Here is a 19,156-nt window from a genome sequence, read left to right as displayed (position 1 = left end):
TATTTGAATACTAATTGTTAAAGAACGTTTTAGCTCAACTAACTCGATGGTTAGGAGCAGCGCTTGGAACCCTGTGGCTCGTTGCGTTGGGAGACATATAATACGCTTCCCCATTTCGAAGTCAACGTTTAATTTAAGTTTCTTTTAACAAGAAGTTAAACCAATCTATTTTCTTCTCTAACCCGCTTCAGCACTTGCTTTCGTAAGCTGCTTTCCCGTTTCAGTGAGGCGCATTATAGGGAAGTTCTTGACGTTGGCAAGGGCTTTTTTACAGATTAATTTCGTTTGGTTACTTATGAAGCACAATGAAGACTAAATGCGATCTAAATCACTTTTTATCGCCCATTTACTTTGATAGATAACGATCTACGCCGAGCAATCTCTTTAATTAGCTTGGTAATTTGAAATATACCGTGATCATTGATTAATATCAGGGCGACATGTTGGCATTACTTGATAATAGTCCTACATTATCTATCGACATGCGTCAGTTACAGTTAATAGCTGCCGTTATAGTAGGAAAGCACCATGCAAATTACCGACAACACCAAACAACAATCTATTGTGCCACTTTTTAGACTAAGTTTTCGACCATTCTTTCTGTTCGCCAGCTTATTCAGTATTTTAGCGATCGGTTTATGGGTGGGTATGCTCTCAGGGTTATTTATGTTTGAACCTTATGGTAATGCTTTGTGGTGGCACAGCCACGAAATGCTGTTTGGTTTCACTTTCGCGGTCATTTGTGGTTTCTTATTAACGGCCATTGAGAATTGGACCGGCATTCCAGGCATTAGGAGTTGGCCACTCTTTATATTGTTCAGCGTTTGGCTCTGTGCCCGGCTGGCTTTATTATTTAATCTTACCCCGTCCTATTGGATTTTAGCCTTAGATATATCACCAGCACTACTTGCTGGGTATTTTCTCTGGCGTAGCATTGCGGCGGTAAAACAGTGGCGTAATGTAATCTTTGTTGTCGTTATGTTTATTTTCGCTTGGTCGAACGCGTTAATGCATATTAGTTTAATCGAAAACATACCCCAGCTTGCTAATCAATCGGTAACAACCATGGTTATGCTAGTTACATTAATTATGTGTGTGATCGGAGGTCGTGTTATTCCATTTTTTACCGCTCGTGGTACTGGCACTGACAAAGTAGCCCCCATTACTACCATCGAGTGTTTAGCGCTGATCCCACTCGTGGGCTATATTGTGCTATCAATTATCAATAGTTTCTTTAGCTTAGAAAGTTATTTACTCGCGACTTGTCTATTAGTTGCAGGCTTTGCCAATTTACTGCGCTTAATTCGTTGGCGCCCTTGGCTTGTAGTTAAAGTGCCACTATTGTGGTCTCTTCACGGTGCCTACCTCTTTATTCCATTGGGCTTAATAGTATTTGGCATTTCGTTGCTTGAACCAAGCCTCATTAAAACGTCTACCGCGATCCATTTTTTGACCGCTGGCGCCATGGGCGGTTTAATTATGGCAATGATGGCACGTGTATCTCTTGGCCACTCAGGACGACCTTTGGTGATAAAGCCACAGATGGTTGTCGCGTTTTCGTTGATTTTAACCGCCGGAGTGATCCGAGCTATCATCCCTTCATTATTACCCCAATTTAGCTTTTTATGTTATCAAGTAAGCGCGATTTTATGGATAGTCAGCTATAGCATTTTTGTTTGGGTCTATTGCCCTATTCTAAGCAAAGCGCGTATTGATGGTCGTCCAGGGTGATAAATGCGGTATCGACAGACCGATGCTAAGCAAATGTCGATTGTAGTATGCGCCCAACTCAGGCTATGATTAAATTTAGGAAATTATTATCACCGTCATTTAAAGGAGCTCATTGTGCGCATCCACCTCTTTCTTATTCTGCTTGTTAGTTTTTCGTTATTTTCCAGCGCAATATTTGCGCAAGTCATCTATAGCTGGACCGATAAAAATGGCAGTGCCAAATTTAGTGATAAAGTACCAGTTAATGTTGATCCCGGAGACTTAAAAAAAATAAATGTCCGTACTAATAGTTCATTTAAAACAGTCAAGCAAATCGCTAAAGAGCAAGATAAGACTATTTCACAGCAGCAGCAAGACCTCGTTAAAATGTCACAGCGAAACTGCGACATCGCAAATAACAATTTAAAAATGTTAAATTCATTTGCCAACATCACTCAAGTTGACTCAAACGGTAACGAGATTACCCTAACACCTGAGCAAAAGGCGCAACAACTTGACTTAACCCGTAAGCAAGCCGAAATTTATTGTACTAAATAACCTAATCACCGGATAAGCTAACTTGCCAATAGCCAGAGCGGCGCAGCAACAGCTTTTTGCTAGTTAAAGCTTAATTCCCCATCGACAACATCTACTTTGATTGTGTCTCCAGGGCCATATCTGCCCGCTAAGATCAATTGTGCTAATGGGTTTTCTAGCTGCTGGATTGCACGTTTTAAAGGTCTGGCCCCATAGGTTGGATCAAAACCATTAATCGCAAGTTGCTGCAATGCTTGATCTGTCACGCTCAGTTGGTAATCTTGCGCCTCTAATCGCTGCGCCAGTAATTGCAATTGTAACTTAGCGATGAACTCAATATTTTGTTGGCTTAAAGCATGAAAGACCACACTTTCATCGAGTCGATTTATAAATTCAGGACGAAAGCTCTGCTTAACCACCGCCATCACTGCCTGTTTGAGCTCAGCAGGGCTGCTAGTGCCTAATTGCTTTTGGATCACTTCGGATCCTAAGTTAGAGGTCATAATGATCACGGTATTTCTAAAATCGACCGTGCGCCCTTGCCCGTCGGTGAGCCGGCCATCATCTAATACTTGCAGTAAAATATTAAAAACGTCGCTATGGGCTTTTTCAATTTCGTCGAGCAGGATCACTGAATAAGGTTTACGGCGTACCGCTTCGGTTAAATAGCCGCCTTCTTCATAACCAACATACCCCGGAGGAGCACCAATTAACCGCGCTACGGAATGCTTTTCCATAAACTCCGACATATCAATGCGAACCATGGCGTCGTTGCTATCAAACATAAAATTAGCCAGTGCTTTACACAATTCGGTTTTCCCAACTCCGGTTGGCCCCAAAAACAAAAAGGATCCAATCGGCCGGTTTTGATCAGACAAACCAGCCCTAGAACGACGAATAGCGTTGGACACAGCCGTAACCGCCTCTTTTTGACCAACCACCTGCTGATGAAGATAAGACTCCATCGCTAATAGCTTGGCTTTTTCCCCTTCAAGCATTTTATTTACTGGGATGCCGGTGGCACGAGATAGCACTTCGGCAATTTCGTCGGCGGTCACTTTATGCCGAAGCAACGTCATCTCTTGCATATCGGCTTGCGAGGCTAAATCGAGTTGGTGTTCCAATTCCGGAATTCTGCCATATTGCAATTCAGACATTCGGCTTAAATCGCTGGCGCGGGTGGCTATTTCTAAATCTTGACGCGCTTGTTCTAACGTCGATTTAATATTCTGAGCGCCTGATAATGAAGCCTTTTCCGCTTTCCAAATTTCGTCGAGCTCAGAAAATTGTAGCTCTAAACTGGCCAAATCACTTTCCAGTTTATGTAAACGCTTTTTAGAAGCATCATCTTCTTCGTTGCTCAGCGCTTGCTGCTCAAGCTTAAGCTGAATAATTTTTCGCTCTAACCGATCCAGCGCTTCAGGCTTAGAATCTATCGCCATGCGGATGCCTGCAGCAGCTTCGTCGATTAAATCAATCGCTTTGTCGGGTAGTTGACGGTCGCTGATATAACGGTGCGAAAGAGTCGCCGCAGCAACAATGCCAGGATCGGTTATTTCAACGGCATGATGGAGCTCATAACGCTCTTTTAAACCGCGTAATATCGCAATAGTGTCTTCGACGCTAGGTTGTTCTACCAATATCTTTTGAAAACGTCGCTCTAACGCCGCATCTTTTTCAACATACTGACGGTATTCGTCGAGCGTAGTCGCGCCAACACAATGGAGATCACCTCGTGCTAACGCTGGTTTTAGCATGTTACCAGCGTCTAACGCTCCGTCTGACTTACCCGCACCGACCATGGTATGAAGTTCATCGATAAACAGAATAATTTGACCTTCGGCTTTGGCCAATTCGTTAAGCACGCTTTTTAAGCGCTCTTCAAATTCACCGCGATATTTGGCACCGGCAAGTAATGATCCCATATCAAGTGACAAAACACGTTTATTTTTAATGCCTTCAGGTACTTCACCGTTAATAATTCGCTGGGCTAAGCCTTCGACAATAGCCGTTTTACCCACACCAGGTTCGCCAATTAATACCGGATTATTTTTGGTTCGACGTTGTAGCACCTGAATGGTTCGGCGAATTTCATCATCACGACCAATCACTGGATCAAGTTTGCCGAGTTCGGCTCGTTCGGTTAAATCAACGGTATATTTGTCGAGCGCTTGACGATTATCTTCAGCGTTTTGTTCTTCGACTTTTTGGCCTCCACGTAAGGTTTCAATCGCGTCGCTAACGATGGCACTGGTTAAGTTAGCTTTTCTTAATATTTCACCGAGTGCGCCTTTATCATTAAGCGCAGCGAGCACAAAAAGCTCACTGGAAATGTAGCGATCTTTGCGTTTTTGCGCCAACTTATCACAAATATTAAGCAAAGAAATCATCGCATTAGAAAGCTGAACATCACCACTAATACCATCGATTTGAGCCAGCCGATCAAGCGCCTGCGCCAGCCGAGAACGGATGGTGCTAATGTTTGCTTTGCAAGAGCTTAATAAATTTCGGGTACTGCCGCCTTCTTGAGCAAGCAAGGCAGAAAATAAATGAATGGGTTCAATATATTGGTGATCGCGTCCTAGCGCTAAGGATTGAGCGTCTGAAATCGCCAGTTGAAATTTATTGGTGAGCCGATCTAATCGCATAAGTAATTCCCTTCTAAACTATTACTTATAGAATTGGGGACATTTTTTTATTTTTCAAGCAATAATCATCGCAATCGAGCGTGTTATTAAATTGATTCAATCCAAATCAAGCTAACCATTCGACCGGTTTGACCATCACGACGATAAGAAAAAAATAACTCTTGTTGCGTGTAGGTACAATAATCGCCACCACTGACTTGTTTAATGCCCAAATCAGCTAACCGAGCTCGGGCAAGCTGGTACAAGTTTGCTAGATATTTTTCACCAACGCTGGTGAAACACTCAAGATCTTGTGGCCGTTTTTTGACAAAGCAATCGACGACATCCTGACCGACTTCAAACGCATTAGCACCAATCGCTGGTCCTAACCACACCATTAAATCTTGCGGTGCTACCTTAAATTTCGCCACGCTTTGTTCGATAATGCCGTTGGCTAAGCCACGCCAACCAGCATGAACTGCAGCCACCTGCTGGCCACGACTATCACAAATCAGCAAGGGTAAACAATCAGCGGTCATCACCGCCATCACCCGATTAGCCACTTGAGTTATCGCGCCATCAGCAGTTGGGATCACTGCTGTACTATTGGTTTTATCACCATTGACAATAATCGTCGAATGCACCTGCTCAAGCCACAAAGGCTCACTAGGTAACTGCTGGCGCAACAAAGCGCGGTTAGCAGCGACTGCTTCTGGATTATCACCAACATGTTGCCCAAAGTTGTTGCTAACAAAAGGCGTGCCGCTAGCCCCACCATCACGAATGGTGGTAAAGGCTTTAATATGCGGCGGCGCCTGCCAGTTGGCAGCAATCATTGGTGGCTAAACCTTAGTAAAAATCAGGATTGTTAAGCGTATCTTCGCGCAGACATTCGGTCATATCGACCATATCTTGCGGTATTGGCGCCTGCCATCTCATTTGCTCACCGGTGATTGGGTGAATCAATTGCAGTTTTACCGCGTGCAACGCTTGGCGTTTAAAACTACGCATTGCGGTCATTAGCTCATCTGATGAATTTTTCAATGGACGAGGACGACCACCATAAACCGGATCACCTAATAACGCATGGCGTAAGTAAGACATATGAACGCGAATTTGGTGAGTACGGCCTGTTTCTAGGCGTAAGCGTAAACGGGTATGGCCTCTAAACTTTTCGGCGATACGGTAACGGGTAACGGCTTCTTTACCCATTGGGTCAACCGCCATATGAGTTCGTTTGGTTGGATGACGTGCAATAGGTGCTTCAACAATGCCACCGGCAGTCATTTTTCCAATCGCGATGGCTTCGTATTCACGCGTTACCGCACGCTTTTGGATCATCCGTACTAGCTTGGTTTGCGTCGCAATTGTTTTGGCAATCACCATCAGACCCGTCGTATCTTTGTCAAGACGGTGAACAATACCACAACGAGGTACTTGCTCAATATCAGGACAATGATGCAATAACGCATTTAATACTGTGCCGTCAGGATTACCTGCACCGGGATGTACGACTAATCCGGCCGCTTTGTTAATCACTAGTAGATGTTCATCTTCATAGACGATATTAAGTTCAATATCTTGCGCAATCCAGCGTTCGTCTAATTCGATAGTAACATTCACTGCAATAGTTTCATCGCCGCGCATTTTAGTTCGCGCCTTGGTCATTACTTCACCATCGACTACGACATTACCATTTACAATCCATTCTTTTAATCGACTGCGAGAATACTCACTAAATAGCTCGGCCATAGCCTGATCTAATCGTAGATTACATTGTTCAGGAGACAACTCACCTGCTAACTCTATTTGCTGATTCATTAATAATTCTTCTTAAAGGGAAACTTATTGCCCCATTAATACTCAAAAAAACTCACGTTAGAGCGTATTGTAGCTTTAATTTTGCTTCAGCTTAATAGATACTTATCAATTCTGTGAGAATAATGAATAAAATTATGACTAAAAGAAGTTCCCTGCTCGGCCTATCTTTGGTATTAGCCGTTGTTTTATCTGGCTGTGCCAGTAAACCATCACCGAAACCAGTCACGATAGACACGCCCGAAAAAATGTACGAGAATGCTCAAAAATCACTCAACGATGGCAGTTTACTTCAGGCGACTACCTTGCTCGAAGCCATGGAATCGCGATATCCGTTTGATCCGCAAGCGACTCAAGTTCAACTTGATTTAATATCGGCTTACTATCGCCAAGGTAATTTAGAGCAAGCTTTGGCTAGCATTGATCGTTTTTTACGTTTAAACCCAACCCATCCAGACATCGATTATGTGCTCTATATGCGTGGTTTAAGTAATATGCAATCGGATCAAAACATGTTTCATGACATGTTTGATATAGATCGCAGCGATCGTGACCCGCAATTTTCTATTCAAGCCTTTAAAGATTTTAAACAACTGATAACCGCCAAACCTAACAGCCATTATGCGCCAGACGCTAGACAACGAATGGTCGCGTTAAAAAATCGCTTAGCACGTCATCAGCTGTCAGTAGCCAACTACTACCTTGAGCGTGGAATTTATGTTGCAGCAATCAACCGAGCAAAACTGCTATTATCGCGCTTTAATGACACCCAATATACCCAAGGTGCATTGGAAGTCATGATAACGAGCTATCAGGCCTTACAGCAGCCTGAGCTGGCCGATAAAACAGCTAAGGTATTAGCGCTAAACTTTCCAACCCAGCTAACTAAATAACGTTAGTCATTGCTTTAACCTTGTCACTACTGCAGCCGTTGCAGTGGTGGCGGCTTGCCCGCTAATATTTGAACCTATCTCCCTTTGTGCTAATGACTTATGGTCAATGAATAAATCAGCAATCTGATGAAGGTGTAATGCCCTCACGCTATCTATCAATAATATTGTGAAAGAGAGTCCCAATGAAATTTGAGCCCGCACTGCAACAGGCCACCTTAATTAAACGCTACAAGCGCTTTTTAGCTGATGTCATTTTGGAAGATGGTAGCCAAACCACCATCCACGTTGCTAACACCGGCGCAATGTCAGGGTGCGCGCAGCCCGGTGATATTATTTGGTATAGCACCTCTAGCAACCTCAAACGTAAATACCCATTTAGCTGGGAGCTGACCCAAACCGCAGCAGGCCACTTTATTTGCGTTAACACCATTAGAGCAAATCAATTAGCTGAAGACGCAATCAGGCTAGGTGTTATCAGCGAGCTAGTAGGTTATAAGCTGCTGCAACGAGAAGTAAAATACGGCAATGAAAACAGCCGGATTGATATTATTTTAAGTGATGGCGACCAGCCAGATGCTTTCGTTGAGGTTAAAAGCGCGACCCTGCTAGAAAATGGCCAAGGCTACTTTCCTGATGCAGTAACCGTCCGCGGCCAAAAACATTTACGTGAATTAATGACCATAGCGCAGAGCGGTCATCGTGCAGTGTTGCTCTTTGCAATATTGCATACTGGCATCAATAGCGTCCAAGCGGCGCAGCATATTGATCCTAAATATGCCCAGTTGTTAAGCCAAGCAAAAAACGCCGGGGTGGAGGTTATTTATTATAAAGCCAATATTAATAGTAGGTTCATCGAACTGTCGTCACACTCGACGCCCGTCAATATTTAACATGACGTATTATTATCTTAGCAAAGTTAAATTTGGTTAAATTCTAATAAATAATTACATTATTAAATAAAAAGGCGTTACCTTAGAATTTACCATATCGTTGTCTCTATGCCCCATTAAGCCTAGGAACGATGTTATACTTCGAGATAAACATTAAAGATAAATATGCTTAATTTTTCAGTTAGGGGTTGAAATATAGTTATCAATTCCCCATATATAAGCCATTATTTTTATGATTATAATTTGCCATCGTAAATTTATTTTGCTATAGATATCGCCCTAAAATTTAAGCAAGATAAAATTCGCAAATGTTGGCGAGTACAGGAGAAGCAAAATGCCTACAGCAAATGCTAAAAAACTTGGAGTAATGGCAATTGCCAACGTTGAACCTTATCAGTTAAAACCTGGTGAAGAGTTCATGAACGAAGCGCAATTAGATCATTTTAAGAAGATCTTAGGGGCTTGGCGCAATCAATTACGCCAAGAAGTAGATCGCACCTTGCATCACATGCAAGATGAGGCAGCAAACTTTCCAGATCCGGTTGATCGTGCAGCTCAAGAAGAAGAGTTTGCACTAGAACTACGCACCCGCGATCGTGAGCGTAAGTTAATTAAGAAAATAGAAAAAACCTTAGTGTTAATCGAGGAAGATGATTTCGGTTTCTGCGATACCTGTGGAATTGAAATTGGGATCCGTCGTTTAGAGGCTCGTCCTACAGCTAATCAATGCATTGACTGTAAAACACTTTCTGAAATTAAAGAACGCCAAATGGCGAGTTAATTTCGTTTGAATCTAATTCAGAAAAGCGCCGTCTTTTCTGAATTAGATCATCACTTGACACAATAGTACTAATGACCAACACACCATCGTATCGTGGGCGATTTGCCCCATCGCCATCAGGCGATCTTCATTTTGGTTCTCTTATTGCCGCTCTTGGCAGTTATCTTGACGCAAAAAGCAATCAAGGCCAATGGCTATTGCGAATTGAAGACATTGATCCGCCGCGAGAAGTACCTGGCGCCAGTCATGCCATTATCAATACCCTTGAACAGTTTGGACTGCAGTGGGACGGCCCAATTGTCTACCAAAGCCAACGTCACGAGTTTTACCAACACCAACTTGACTTAATCTTAAATAAACACCGAGCTTATGGTTGCGACTGTACCCGAAAAATGATCATGCAAGCTGGCGGATTATATTTAGGACAGTGCGCCCACAAAACCCAATTAAGTACGCCGCACTCAACCCGCTTTGCAAACAGTAACGGTATTAGTCAGTTTATTGATCGGCTGCAGGGAACAACCGAGGTTAGCTGTGATTTTGCGACTGAAGATTTTATTCTTAAACGCAAAGATGGTTTATTTGCTTACCAACTTGTGGTGGTACTTGACGATATTGAGCAGCAAATAACCGACGTAGTTCGAGGCTGCGATCTACTTGAAGTCACCAGCCGCCAATTAACCTTGCTACAGTATTTGGAGGCATCGCCAATTCGTTATCTGCATTTACCATTGGCTATTAATGCTCAAGGCTTAAAATTAAGTAAGCAAAACCATGCAATGGCGCTCGATTTAAAAAAACCTAAACAACAACTCATTAAAGCCTTAGCGTTTTTAGGTCAGACTATTCACGAACAATATCAAGACTATACGATAGAACAATTATTAATTAGTGCGACAAACAACTGGCAAATTTCTCAGATCCCATTAGCTGTGCCACCACTAACTGAAATCATTAGCAATTGATCCCAAGTTAGGCTTATATTTTGACGCATCGTGATGTACTATTGCCCCCCAAATTTTAATCGTTTGTGTCCAATAGTGGTTAAAAAAGTAAAATATCAAGGGCTATTTACATAATGTAGGAGTCACGTTGCACGAAAAATTCGCGCAACGATTAATCGTTAGTCAGTAATAAAATACTGGATTAACCTGTTCAATAGAGGTGAGTTATCTTTTCTAAAGTTATTAAGCTATGCCGCCAAGTTATCCGCGGTGTTGCTGTCGAGTCGAAAAAAGTCGAACAGAGCGCATTAGCGGTCGAAGTAGTTGAGCGCGCTGAGCATTCAATTTCAAGGTCACACATGAGTCCCAATGCAGTCAAAGTATTGCATCGTCTTAACCGCGCCGGATTTGAAGCCTATTTAGTCGGCGGTGCAGTCCGTGACTTGTTATTGGATCAACAACCGAAAGATTTCGATGTCGCCACCAATGCGACACCAGAGCAAATCAAGGACTTATTTAGAAATAGCCGCTTAATTGGCCGTCGCTTTCGACTTGCCCATATTCTATTTGGCCGTGAAGTGATTGAAGTGGCAACCTTACGCGGTCATCATCAAGAAACAGATACCGAGCAACTCGCCAAACAAAGCGACAAAGGCATGTTATTGCGCGATAACGTTTATGGCACCATCGACGAAGATGCTGAGCGCCGCGATTTTACCGTTAACGCCCTATATTATAATGTGGCTGACTATTCCATTCGCGCCTATGGCGGCGGCTTAGACGATCTAGACGATGGCATCTTACGGATGATCGGCGATCCAGCGACCCGTTATAAAGAAGATCCGGTCAGGATGTTAAGAGCGGTTCGCTTTGCAACCAAACTCGATATGACCATAGCTGATGACACCCAGCAACCAATTAAAGACTTGGCTCCCTTGCTAAAATCTATCCCAGCGCCACGTCTATTTGAAGAATATCAGAAGCTTTTTCTGTCAGGAAAAGCGCTGGCTAACTATGAAATGTTAAACCAATTCGGACTATTCGAGCATTTATTCCCAGCTTGTGCCGAGTTGCTAAGCAACAATGAACAAGGTAAAGAAGCTGCGCTTAATCGCTTAGTCTGTAAAAATACCGATCTAAGATTAGCCAATGATCAACGAGTAACCCCAGCCTTCATCATTGCCGCCTTTTTGTGGTACCCAATTGAAGTGCGCGCTCAAGAAATAATGACCGATGGTGGCTTAAGTTATTACGACGCAATCATGGTCGCGATGAATGACGTTTGCGATAACCAATGTCGCTCGGTCGCAATTCCAAAGCGCTTCACTAGCATGGCACGCGATGTTTGGAACCTGCAATTGCGTTTACCGCGCCGCAGTGGCGCGCGCGCATTTAAGTTAATGACTCACCCTAAATTCCGCGCTGGTTATGATTTACTGTTAATCCGTGGCGAAATTGAAGGCGGCGAAACCCAAGAGTTAGCCCAGTGGTGGACAACGTTCCAACATGCCGGTGAAAAAGTGCAATGTGACATGGTCCGTAAATTAGGCGCGCCAACCAAACGTCGCCGCGCGCCGCGTCAATCGAAAACCAAACCATCACAACCAGAATAAATCACCATGAATACTTGTTATATTGGCATCGGCAGCAATTTAGAGCAGCCTGTAGAAAAAGCACAACAGGCAATAGCCGCCCTAAAGTTATTGCCACAATCAGAATTTATTGCGGTATCACCGCTTTATTGCAGTAAGCCGATGGGGCCAAGCGATCAACCTGATTACATTAATGCTGTCGCTGCAATAAAGACATCTCTGGCACCACTGGCGCTGCTTGACCAACTTCAACAGATTGAGCAACAACAGGGCCGTACCAGAAAAGCAGATCGCTGGGGTCCCAGAACCCTAGATTTGGATTTATTGCTGTTTGGTGAGCAAATCATCGAGTGTGATCGCCTGACAGTGCCGCATTATGGGATGAAACAACGTGAGTTTGTATTGTATCCATTATTCGATATTGCGGCTAATTTACGGTTACCTTGCGGTGAAATGTTATCAATAGTGGTAAAGAATTGTCCTTTGAACGATTTACAAGTATATTGTGGCAACTGATACCAATCAGAATAAACAACCAGATACTATAGTCCTATCGCAGCATCTCTTTGCTAAGGCAGTTGCGATAATATCATTGTAAAATAGTATCTTTGATAAATTTAGATCGAAGACTTCGATCATGAACTTATTCCAATTGGTGTAAGTATTAGGGCAAGTGAAGATTATGAAAAAGAATATGACTGGCACCAAGCTAATTCAAATGAAGCAGCAAGGCGATAAAATAACTGCCATTACTGCCTACGATTCGAGTTTCGCAGGGGTATTTTCGAGCCAAGGTGTCGACATTATCCTAGTGGGCGATTCTCTAGGCATGGTTTTACAGGGTAACGATTCAACTTTACCTGTTACTGTCGATGAGATGGCTTACCATGTCCGATGCGTTAACGCCGGCAACCAAGGCTCATTGCTGATCGCTGATATGCCATTTATGAGCTACGCGACGCCAGAACAAACCTGGACCAATGCGACGACCTTGATGCGCGCGGGTGCCAATATGGTTAAGCTAGAAGGCGGCAAGTGGCTACTTGAATCAATTTCAGGTCTAACCGAACGCGGCATTCCGGTATGTGCCCATATCGGTTTAACCCCACAGTCGGTTAATGTCTTTGGCGGTTATAAAGTTCAAGGTCGTGAAGAAGCACAAGCACTAAAAATGATTGACGAAGCTTTAGCGCTGCAAGGCGCAGGTGCTCAGTTATTGGTGATTGAATGTGTGCCTAGCTTGTTAACCAAGCGTATTAGTGATGCGTTGACTATCCCTGTTATTGGTATTGGTGCTGGTCCTCACAGTGACGGCCAAATATTAGTGATGCACGACATATTGGGCATTTCGAGCGGTTACATCCCTAAATTTTCGAAAAACTACATTAAACAAACTGGTGATATTCATTTAGCAATTGCCAGCTATGTTGAAGAAGTAAGAGCCGGCACTTTCCCCGGTCCTGAACATAGTTTCGAGTAAGATTGGCGGTTAAAATGAAAACAATTTCAGATAGTAAACAGCTGCGGGCTCAAATTAGAGCATGGCGCTTAGCTGGCGAAACCATTGCTTTTGTCCCAACTATGGGCAATCTTCATTTAGGCCACCTAACCTTGGTTGATGAAGCAAAAAAACGCGCCAGTAAAGTAGTGGTCAGTATTTTTGTCAATCCAATGCAATTTGATAACAAAAATGATTTATCAAATTACCCACGGACCTTGCAAGAAGATCAAGATAAGTTAATCGATCGTCAAACTGATTTACTGTTCACCCCGACCCCTGCTCTCATTTACCCTAAGGGGCTAGACGCGCAAACCTATGTTGAAGTGCCTGGCATAAGTGATATTTTATGTGGTGCCAGCCGCCCTGGTCACTTTCGTGGCGTTGCGACTATTGTTGCCAAGCTTTTCAACTTGGTTACTCCAGATGTCGCATGTTTTGGTACTAAAGATTATCAGCAGCTGCAAGTCATTAAGAACATGGTAACGGATCTATCGATTGGCACCGAAATTGTTGGTGTTCCAACGGTGCGAGAAACGACGGGCTTAGCCAAAAGTTCGCGTAATAATTACCTAACAGAACAAGAGATGAGTGTCGCACCATTACTGTTTGAAACCATGCAGCAGTTAGCACTGGCAATAACTGATGGTGAATCTATTGTTGAACAAATTGCGCTAGCAACCGACAAACTTAACGCATCGCCCTTTATTACTGATTATATTAAAGTACGTTATGCTAATGATTTATCAAAAGTAACGGCTGCGGATCAAAATTTAGTCATTTTAGCAGCCGCTTATCTTGGTAAGGCTCGATTAATTGATAATATGGTATTTAATCCGAACGTTTAAACCTATTGCCATGATTTTAAAACTATAGTCATAATTTAAAACTTATAGTCATGAGTTTAAACGAAAGCAGATTTATTTAGTATTGACGGTAACCACTAATATCAGTCGGAAAGTCGCTCGGAGATAGCCCTTTGGCAATCCTCACTGACGATTTGGCTAAGTCGATAAATTTAACGTCTCGGTAGCTCTTATACTTTACCGAATAAAAGGTTTTAACGATCGGCGATTTGTTATCGTCGGCATTCGATTGCCACACCAAACCTGCCATGCCATCACTTAAAGCCACTAGTGATCCCACGGGAAAAAACCCCATCTTGATCATAAACTTCCGCAGTAAATCACCATCGAGATGATGAGGCACTAAGGTGTTCATTATTTTAAAGGCTTGGCTTGGGCTCATGCCGGCTTTATAAACTCGCACGGCGGTTAGCGCGTCATAAATATCAACAATAGAGCTCATGCGTCCGACTAATGAAATTTGATCGCCACTTAAACCTAACGGATATCCAGTACCATCAAGTTTCTCGTGATGCATAGTACTAACATCGCGGGCGATTGGTGATAATCCCTCAATAGCATCAAGCAGTGGAATAGACAGAACCTGATGTTGTTTCATGTGGGTAAATTCATCTGCTGTCAGCCGTGCTGGTTTGTTTAACACCGCCAGATCGACTTGGGTTTTACCAATGTCATGGATGATGCCACCCACCATGAGCTTCTTTAACATTGAGTGGTTAAAACCAAGGTGACGGCCAAAAGAAACCAATAATACTCCAATATTAATCGAGTGTTCGAGTAAGTAAGCATCTTTGGTGCGCAGCGCGCTTAACGACTGCAGCGCATCTGAGTTAGCCAATAATGATTCAACTAATTGATCCGCAATCTTATTAACCGGGCCAATATCAACGCCATTGCCTTGCGCAAGTGAGATTAATAATTTGTTGACTACTTGTTTGGATTCAGCAAACAACCTTGTGGCACGGTGGATTTCTTGATTAAAAGAAACACTATTGACCATGCTAGCATCAAAGTCGTTGATCTGTGATTTGTCGATGTCGATCGTAACCTGAAGGATATTTTTACTGAATAGGTGCTCTAATACCGCTTGATTTTTTACTAAACCAGGGTTAGTAACGACGATTTTCTTTCGCTTATCCGCTAAACCGACGAGATACATACCGAGGGTCAATTCATTGATCGAGATTTCTTGTAAATTCATTATTATGATTATAATTACAGTTGTTACTACTTTCGTCTATTGTAACCTGAAACTCGCCATTGAAACACTGATTAGTGCCGCTGAACTATCGAACATCATCAATCTCAACTGACATTAATCAATTTAATCATTATAACAATAAGATACAATAAAGTTCGTTTATAAAAACAACAAAAAAGAGGGTTATATAATGGGTTCATGTTGCGGCGCCTGTGGCGGACAAGCCACAGAAAAAACAAAGCAAGAGCAATTAGAAGAGAAGCAAGAACAACAAAAGAAAGAACAGGCGAAGCAAATACCACAGCAGTCGTAATGTTTCGGGGCAATATAACCATAACCACCCATGTGGTGATTATGGCTCTGTGATAAAACTCTCGTTAGGTTTTAACAGACAAGCTCGCGTTTAATTTAAACAAGGGCTGACCGCTGGCTTGGTACTTACGTTCAAACGGGGTAATGCATGGCTGTGGCACAAATTCAGCCACCTCGCTGCTATGGTTGGTGATAGCCAACGCCGCAGAAAACTCTTCCAAATACAAACGCCAGTTACTGCGCATTTCTAACTCACCACCTAAGGCAACTAAGCTAGGAAATACCGCAGCGCCATGCCAACGTCGTTGCACATGTTTGGCTTTAGGCCATGGGTTCGGATATAAAATAAAATGTTTTTCCGGCAACATTTGGGCGTCAAGTGCCAAGCGCCAAAAGTCATTAAGATCGGTACGTAACAACATGAAGTTATCGATACCGTGCTGCTCGTAAGCTTCATTTTTATTTAACCGATGCCCTGACTTATCCATACCAATCACTAAATGATTCGGATACATTTTAGCTAAATTTATCGTACTGTCACCAACGCCACAGCACGAGTCGAAAATAATTGGCTTACCACTGCGCTGCACTTCTAGTTCGACTTGCTTAAAGCCATCAATAGAATGCTGTTGATATGGTTTTTGAAAGGCATGCTTTAAATGCTTTTCAACGATGTCAGCCAGTTTTTCGTGCACCCCTGGCTGATTGGTAACAATTTGGTGCGAGTTTGCAAAAGACATGATTTTTAACCTTAACTAAAACCTTAACGAATACTTTAAGAACGAAGACCTATACCACGCGAGATCATCCAGTGCGCAATGCTATATAACGCCACCACAAAACCAAAAATCATCGAAAAAGAATACAGTAATGGAATATCGCTAATACCCAAAAAACCATATCTGAAGGTATTAATCATATAAACAATGGGGTTAACCTGTGATACCCCTTGCCAAAAATCAGGCAACATCGTCAGTGAATAAAATACGCCACCCAGATAGGTTAGCGGGGTCAAAATGAAGTTTGGAATAATGCTAATATCATCGAAACTTTTCGCCAGTACCGCATTTATCAAGCCGCCTAAAGAAAACAAGATTGAGGTCGCCAACACGCTGACCATTAACACCGGCAAGTTAAAAATTTGTAACGGTACAAAAAACAGTGACAGACAGGTCACTATGGTGCCGACGAGCAAGCCACGGATAACGCCACCACCCACATAACCGGTAATAATAATCCAGGTAGGTACGGGCGCGACCATCAGTTCTTCAACGTTACGCTGAAATTTAGAACTAAAAAATGACGAGGCAACATTGGAATATGAGTTGGTGATAACCGACATCATGATTAAGCCCGGCACGATAAATTCGATATAACTCACCCCAGACATTTGACCAATACGTTCGCCAATTAAGTTACCAAAAATAACAAAATACAAACTCATAGTAATGGCCGGCGGTACCAGAGTTTGCAGCCAAATTCTGGTAAAACGATTAACTTCCTTGGTAATAAGGCTTTTTAATGCAATGTAATAAAGTGATGACACGAGGCCTCCTAACGATTTTGTTCAACAATACGGATAAATAATTCTTCTAGTCGATTAGCTTTACTGCGCATGCTCACCACATCAATGCCTTGCTCGCTCAATTGGCTAAACAATAAATTGATGGTCTGGCCGCGCTCAACATCAACCTCAAGCGTATGCTCATCAATGGTGCGCACCGTAAAACCATCGAGCTGACAAGCACGATCAGTAGCAACGATTTCTAGCACCAACGTTTCAAGATGCAGCTTGGCCAATAATGACTTCATGCTGGTATTTTGGACCATTTTACCCTGATCAATAATCCCGATATTACGGCATAACATTTCAGCTTCTTCAAGATAATGGGTAGTTAAAATAATGGTCACACCGTCTTGATTTAATTGGCGTAAAAAGTCCCACATTGAACGACGCAGTTCAATATCAACCCCGGCTGTTGGTTCATCAAGAATTAATAATTTAGGCCGATGCATTAACGCACGCGCAATCATTAAACGGCGTTTCATGCCGCCTGATAATTCACGTGATTTTTCATTGCGTTTATCCCACAACTCTAGCTGGGTTAAATAGATCTCGGCGCGTTTAAGCGCTTCGACTCGCGGCACCCCGTAATAACCGGCTTGAATCATCACCACTTCTAACACGGTTTCAAACTGATTAAAGTTAAATTCTTGCGGCACTAAACCAATATGTTGTTTTGCTTGCACTAAGTCGGTATCGATATTAAACCCAAACACCTCAACTTGGCCCTGGGTTTTATTGACCAAAGACGAAATAATACCAATGGTGGTCGACTTACCTGCGCCATTAGGCCCAAGCAATGCATAAAAGTCGCCTGCCTCAACGGTGAGATCTATGCCTTTTAATGCTTCAAAACCACCTTTATAGGTTTTTGTCAGCCCTGTTATCTTTAATGCGTTCATTATCTGGGGATACCTTTGATAGCCAATCTAAATACTTGGGCTAGTATACCGATTAATTTTACCTATAGACTATTGCGTACTACTAATTGCGATAATAATCACCTAGGATTTGTTATTTTATGATCAATGGCCCTCTACTATGCTGATCGAACGCTTGCTGATTACTTTATTTCCAATCGCCTTTATTGTCGCGATTGGCTTTGCATACACCAAAAAGTATCAACCTGACCTAAGTTTTTCGAATACGATTAATATGGATGTATTTCTGCCTGCGCTGATATTTTCAGTGTTAGCAGCCAAATCGTTCGATTTATTTCAATATCAGGGGTTAGCGCTGGCAACGACCGTCGTGATCTTGGGCTCCGGCATTATTTTATTACCGCTGCACTTTTTAGGGGTCAATTTAAAAACCTTCTTGCCGCCAATGATGTTTAATAATACTGGCAACATGGGCATTCCATTAATTGTTTTAACCTTTGGTGAGCAAGCTTTACCGGCGGCTGTGATTATTTTCTTAATTAGCATGATCTGGCACTTCACCCTCGGAATTTACATTTTAGATCATAAAACCAAGCTCTATAAACTGCTTGGCATGCCGATTATGATTGCCACTATCATGGGGCTAATCATCAGCATCACTCAATTTACTGTGCCGCAGGGTTTAATGATATCAATTGAAATGATCGGCCAAATTTCGATTCCATTGATGTTATTTACCCTGGGGGCACGACTGACCGATGTCGATTTTTCAGACTGGAAAATAGGGGTACTTGGCGCAATTCTTTGCCCTTTATCTGGGATTATTCTCGCGGTGATGGTTCAGCAGCTGATTCAATTACCGCCACAGCAATATGCTATTTTACTGGTGTTTGGCGCGATGCCGCCAGCAGTACTCAATTACATTTTGGCCGACAAATACCACCAGCAACCGACCAAGGTAGCGGCGATTGTTTTAATTGGCAATATGTTTAGCCTCGTGAGTCTGTCATTAACCTTGGCGTATGTTTTATAACAAAGGACA

At 42.7% G+C, this 19,156-nt stretch carries 18 protein-coding genes; 11 read left to right on the top strand and 7 right to left on the bottom strand.

The genetic code is table 11. From position 1 onward, the window contains the following. The first annotated feature begins 528 nt into the window (after positions 1 to 528). A complete protein-coding gene (locus tag HRU23_02110; protein NRA52916.1) occupies positions 529 to 1,731 on the top strand; it encodes an NnrS family protein in 1,203 nt (400 codons plus the stop codon). Positions 1,732 to 1,845: 114 nt separating this feature from the next. Further along, positions 1,846 to 2,268: a DUF4124 domain-containing protein gene (locus HRU23_02105; protein ID NRA52915.1), complete on the top strand. Its 423-nt coding sequence runs from the start codon at positions 1,846 to 1,848 to the stop codon at positions 2,266 to 2,268. Positions 2,269 to 2,327: 59 nt separating this feature from the next. On the opposite strand, the gene clpB is transcribed toward HRU23_02105, so the two are convergent. The 3 genes from clpB to rluD form a co-directional block, all read right to left on the bottom strand. Continuing rightward, positions 2,328 to 4,895 (bottom strand): ATP-dependent chaperone ClpB, encoded by a 2,568-nt coding sequence (gene clpB, locus HRU23_02100; protein NRA52914.1) that lies wholly within the window; start codon positions 4,893 to 4,895, stop codon positions 2,328 to 2,330. Between the two features lie 86 nt (positions 4,896 to 4,981). Beyond that, positions 4,982 to 5,710 (bottom strand): peptidoglycan editing factor PgeF, encoded by a 729-nt coding sequence (gene pgeF / locus HRU23_02095; protein NRA52913.1) that lies wholly within the window; start codon positions 5,708 to 5,710, stop codon positions 4,982 to 4,984. Positions 5,711 to 5,723: 13 nt separating this feature from the next. Beyond that, the gene (rluD, locus tag HRU23_02090; protein ID NRA52912.1) at positions 5,724 to 6,695 is read right to left on the bottom strand and encodes a 23S rRNA pseudouridine(1911/1915/1917) synthase RluD; all 972 of its coding nucleotides are present in this window, start codon (positions 6,693 to 6,695) and stop codon (positions 5,724 to 5,726) included. 134 nt (positions 6,696 to 6,829) lie between these two features. Between rluD and HRU23_02085 the strand changes: the two genes are divergently transcribed. From HRU23_02085 to HRU23_02050, 8 genes are all read left to right on the top strand, one after another. Then, positions 6,830 to 7,585 (top strand): outer membrane protein assembly factor BamD, encoded by a 756-nt coding sequence (locus tag HRU23_02085; GenBank protein NRA52911.1) that lies wholly within the window; start codon positions 6,830 to 6,832, stop codon positions 7,583 to 7,585. Positions 7,586 to 7,767: 182 nt separating this feature from the next. Continuing rightward, the gene (gene sfsA, locus HRU23_02080) at positions 7,768 to 8,475 is read left to right on the top strand and encodes a DNA/RNA nuclease SfsA (protein NRA52910.1); all 708 of its coding nucleotides are present in this window, start codon (positions 7,768 to 7,770) and stop codon (positions 8,473 to 8,475) included. A gap of 334 nt (positions 8,476 to 8,809) precedes the next feature. After that, on the top strand, positions 8,810 to 9,256 hold the full coding sequence (dksA, locus tag HRU23_02075; GenBank protein ID NRA52909.1) for an RNA polymerase-binding protein DksA: 447 nt from the start codon (positions 8,810 to 8,812) through the stop codon (positions 9,254 to 9,256). A gap of 71 nt (positions 9,257 to 9,327) precedes the next feature. Then, a complete protein-coding gene (gluQRS, locus tag HRU23_02070) occupies positions 9,328 to 10,221 on the top strand; it encodes a tRNA glutamyl-Q(34) synthetase GluQRS (GenBank protein ID NRA52908.1) in 894 nt (297 codons plus the stop codon). Positions 10,222 to 10,559: 338 nt separating this feature from the next. Then, a complete protein-coding gene (gene pcnB / locus HRU23_02065; protein ID NRA52907.1) occupies positions 10,560 to 11,813 on the top strand; it encodes a polynucleotide adenylyltransferase PcnB in 1,254 nt (417 codons plus the stop codon). Between the two features lie 6 nt (positions 11,814 to 11,819). Then, the gene (gene folK, locus HRU23_02060) at positions 11,820 to 12,308 is read left to right on the top strand and encodes a 2-amino-4-hydroxy-6-hydroxymethyldihydropteridine diphosphokinase (protein NRA52906.1); all 489 of its coding nucleotides are present in this window, start codon (positions 11,820 to 11,822) and stop codon (positions 12,306 to 12,308) included. Between the two features lie 178 nt (positions 12,309 to 12,486). After that, positions 12,487 to 13,272 carry a 3-methyl-2-oxobutanoate hydroxymethyltransferase gene (gene panB / locus HRU23_02055; protein ID NRA52905.1) on the top strand — a complete coding sequence of 262 codons (786 nt, stop codon included), beginning with the start codon at positions 12,487 to 12,489 and terminating at the stop codon, positions 13,270 to 13,272. A gap of 14 nt (positions 13,273 to 13,286) precedes the next feature. After that, positions 13,287 to 14,138: a pantoate--beta-alanine ligase gene (locus HRU23_02050; protein ID NRA52904.1), complete on the top strand. Its 852-nt coding sequence runs from the start codon at positions 13,287 to 13,289 to the stop codon at positions 14,136 to 14,138. 76 nt (positions 14,139 to 14,214) lie between these two features. Here the strand turns inward: HRU23_02050 and HRU23_02045 are convergent, their stop codons facing one another. The 4 genes from HRU23_02045 to HRU23_02030 form a co-directional block, all read right to left on the bottom strand. After that, the gene (locus HRU23_02045) at positions 14,215 to 15,357 is read right to left on the bottom strand and encodes an HD-GYP domain-containing protein (GenBank protein ID NRA52903.1); all 1,143 of its coding nucleotides are present in this window, start codon (positions 15,355 to 15,357) and stop codon (positions 14,215 to 14,217) included. Positions 15,358 to 15,734: 377 nt separating this feature from the next. Beyond that, complete coding sequence (locus HRU23_02040; protein ID NRA52902.1) at positions 15,735 to 16,409, bottom strand: SAM-dependent methyltransferase; 675 nt, start codon at positions 16,407 to 16,409, stop codon at positions 15,735 to 15,737. Positions 16,410 to 16,444: 35 nt separating this feature from the next. Then, positions 16,445 to 17,215 carry an ABC transporter permease gene (locus tag HRU23_02035; protein NRA52901.1) on the bottom strand — a complete coding sequence of 257 codons (771 nt, stop codon included), beginning with the start codon at positions 17,213 to 17,215 and terminating at the stop codon, positions 16,445 to 16,447. Between the two features lie 8 nt (positions 17,216 to 17,223). Beyond that, the gene (locus HRU23_02030; GenBank protein ID NRA52900.1) at positions 17,224 to 18,135 is read right to left on the bottom strand and encodes an ABC transporter ATP-binding protein; all 912 of its coding nucleotides are present in this window, start codon (positions 18,133 to 18,135) and stop codon (positions 17,224 to 17,226) included. Positions 18,136 to 18,274: 139 nt separating this feature from the next. On the opposite strand from HRU23_02030, the gene HRU23_02025 reads away from it, so the two are divergent. After that, positions 18,275 to 19,147, top strand: coding sequence for an AEC family transporter (locus tag HRU23_02025; GenBank protein NRA52899.1), 873 nt, complete (start codon positions 18,275 to 18,277; stop codon positions 19,145 to 19,147). The last annotated feature ends 9 nt before the right edge of the window (positions 19,148 to 19,156 follow it).

The organism is Gammaproteobacteria bacterium (assembly GCA_013214945.1).
Lineage (GTDB): Bacteria > Pseudomonadota > Gammaproteobacteria > Enterobacterales > Psychrobiaceae > Psychrobium.
This window is presented reverse-complemented; position numbering and strand designations above follow the sequence as displayed.

Bases quoted from the DNA above. Each gene is read 5' to 3' on its own strand.
- clpB (NRA52914.1), bottom strand. From the start codon at position 4,895: ATGCGATTAGATCGGCTCACCAATAAATTTCAACTGGCGATTTCAGAC.
- pcnB (NRA52907.1), top strand. From the start codon at position 10,560: ATGAGTCCCAATGCAGTCAAAGTATTGCATCGTCTTAACCGCGCCGGA.
- HRU23_02050 (NRA52904.1), top strand. From the start codon at position 13,287: ATGAAAACAATTTCAGATAGTAAACAGCTGCGGGCTCAAATTAGAGCA.
- HRU23_02045 (NRA52903.1), bottom strand. From the start codon at position 15,357: ATGAATTTACAAGAAATCTCGATCAATGAATTGACCCTCGGTATGTAT.
- pgeF (NRA52913.1), bottom strand. From the start codon at position 5,710: ATGATTGCTGCCAACTGGCAGGCGCCGCCGCATATTAAAGCCTTTACC.
- HRU23_02040 (NRA52902.1), bottom strand. From the start codon at position 16,409: ATGTCTTTTGCAAACTCGCACCAAATTGTTACCAATCAGCCAGGGGTG.
- gluQRS (NRA52908.1), top strand. From the start codon at position 9,328: ATGACCAACACACCATCGTATCGTGGGCGATTTGCCCCATCGCCATCA.
- rluD (NRA52912.1), bottom strand. From the start codon at position 6,695: ATGAATCAGCAAATAGAGTTAGCAGGTGAGTTGTCTCCTGAACAATGT.
- HRU23_02025 (NRA52899.1), top strand. From the start codon at position 18,275: ATGCTGATCGAACGCTTGCTGATTACTTTATTTCCAATCGCCTTTATT.
- sfsA (NRA52910.1), top strand. From the start codon at position 7,768: ATGAAATTTGAGCCCGCACTGCAACAGGCCACCTTAATTAAACGCTAC.
- HRU23_02030 (NRA52900.1), bottom strand. From the start codon at position 18,135: ATGAACGCATTAAAGATAACAGGGCTGACAAAAACCTATAAAGGTGGT.
- dksA (NRA52909.1), top strand. From the start codon at position 8,810: ATGCCTACAGCAAATGCTAAAAAACTTGGAGTAATGGCAATTGCCAAC.
- HRU23_02085 (NRA52911.1), top strand. From the start codon at position 6,830: ATGACTAAAAGAAGTTCCCTGCTCGGCCTATCTTTGGTATTAGCCGTT.
- HRU23_02110 (NRA52916.1), top strand. From the start codon at position 529: ATGCAAATTACCGACAACACCAAACAACAATCTATTGTGCCACTTTTT.
- panB (NRA52905.1), top strand. From the start codon at position 12,487: ATGACTGGCACCAAGCTAATTCAAATGAAGCAGCAAGGCGATAAAATA.
- folK (NRA52906.1), top strand. From the start codon at position 11,820: ATGAATACTTGTTATATTGGCATCGGCAGCAATTTAGAGCAGCCTGTA.